Origin of the sequence: Azospirillum halopraeferens DSM 3675 (assembly GCF_000429625.1) — a bacterium.
GTDB classification, from domain to species: Bacteria; Pseudomonadota; Alphaproteobacteria; order Azospirillales; family Azospirillaceae; genus Azospirillum; species Azospirillum halopraeferens.
In genome coordinates, this window is the sequence record NZ_AUCF01000053.1 from 1 (window position 1) to 1,392 (window position 1,392).

1 protein-coding gene is annotated in these 1,392 nt (G+C 66.5%); it reads left to right on the forward strand.

The annotated features are described in order from the left end of the window. Positions 1-127: 127 nt before the first annotated feature. Positions 128-1,324, forward strand: a complete 1,197-nt coding sequence (locus G472_RS0124595) for an IS256 family transposase (protein ID WP_029006751.1) — start codon at positions 128-130, stop codon at positions 1,322-1,324. Positions 1,325-1,392: the final 68 nt, after the last annotated feature.

A 1,392-nucleotide genomic window follows, 5' to 3' on the forward strand; every position in this document is an offset into this window, starting at 1 on the left:
AAGCGGCCCGCCGCAGCGCCCCCCAGAGCTGGCGTAGGCGGGCCGCTTATCCACAGTGGGGCGGTCATCGAGGATCTCCGGTAGGTTCGGGTCACCACAACCTTGAACGAGACTGGCGAGGACCCCGATGACCATGGACAGAATGGCGCTTCACGAGCTTCTGGAGAAGGGCTCTGATTTGGACCTGCTGCGCGAGATGATCGGCTATGTCGCGCAGCGCCTGATGGACCTGGAGGTCGACGGCCTGTGCGGCGCCGGACACGGCGAACGCACGCCGGAGCGCGTCAACCAGCGCAACGGCTACCGCGAGCGCACCTGGGACACGCGCGCGGGCACGATCGCCTTGCAGATCCCCAAGCTGCGCAAGGGCTCGTACTTCCCCGGCTTCCTGGAGCCGCGGCGGACGGCGGAGAAGGCGCTCACCGCGGTGATCCAGGAAGCCTACATCCAGGGGGTGTCGACGCGCTCCGTCGACGAGCTGGTCAAGGCCATGGGCATGACCGGCATCTCCAAGAGCCAAGTCTCGCGGCTGTGTGCGGAGATCGACGAGCGGGTGCAGTCCTTCCTGAACCGGCCGCTGGAGAGCGACTGGCCCTACCTGTGGATCGACGCCACCTACGTGAAGGTGCGCGAAGCCGGGCGCATCGTCTCGGTGGCGGTGATAATCGCCGTGGCCGTGAACACCGACGGGCGGCGCGAGGTGCTGGGCATGGACATCGGCCCGTCCGAGGCCGAGGTGTTCTGGACCAAGTTCCTGCGCGCCCTGATGCGACGCGGCCTGCGCGGCGTGAAGCTGGTCATCTCCGACGCCCACGAGGGGCTGAAAGCGGCCGCCGCGAAGGTGTTCGGGGCGGCGTGGCAGAGGTGCCGTATTCATTTTTATCGCAACGCCATGGCGCATGTGGCTGCACCGCAACGTGCTATGGTGGCGGCGGCCATCCGCACGGCCTTCGCCCAGGAAACCGCCGAGGCCGCCCACCGGCAGTGGCGCCAGGTCGCCGACAGCCTGCGCGAGCGCTTTCCCAAGCTCGCCACGCTGATGGATGAGGCCGAGCACGACGTCCTGGCCTACATGGACTTCCATCCCGACCATTGGACCAAGATCAGCTCGACCAATCCCCTCGAGCGCGTCAACGGCGAGTTCAAGCGGCGCACCGATGTCGTCGTCATCTTCCCCAATGAAGCGGCGATCTTCCGATTGGGAGGGGCCATCCTGCTGGAGCAAAATGATGAGTGGGCGGCCAGCCGCCGCTACATGAGCTTGGAGACCATGACGCCACTGGGGCATAATGACGTTTCCAGGTTGTCCGCCGTGGCAACCTGACCCGGCTCAACCCGCCGGAGAGCGATGACCAACCCCTTCGCTCGTACACCACGTGCCGGGGCACGATC

What these genes read in the sequence shown, in the direction of transcription:
- G472_RS0124595 (WP_029006751.1), top strand. Translation starts at nt 128, where the DNA reads ATGACCATGGACAGAATGGCGCTTCACGAGCTTCTGGAGAAGGGCTCT.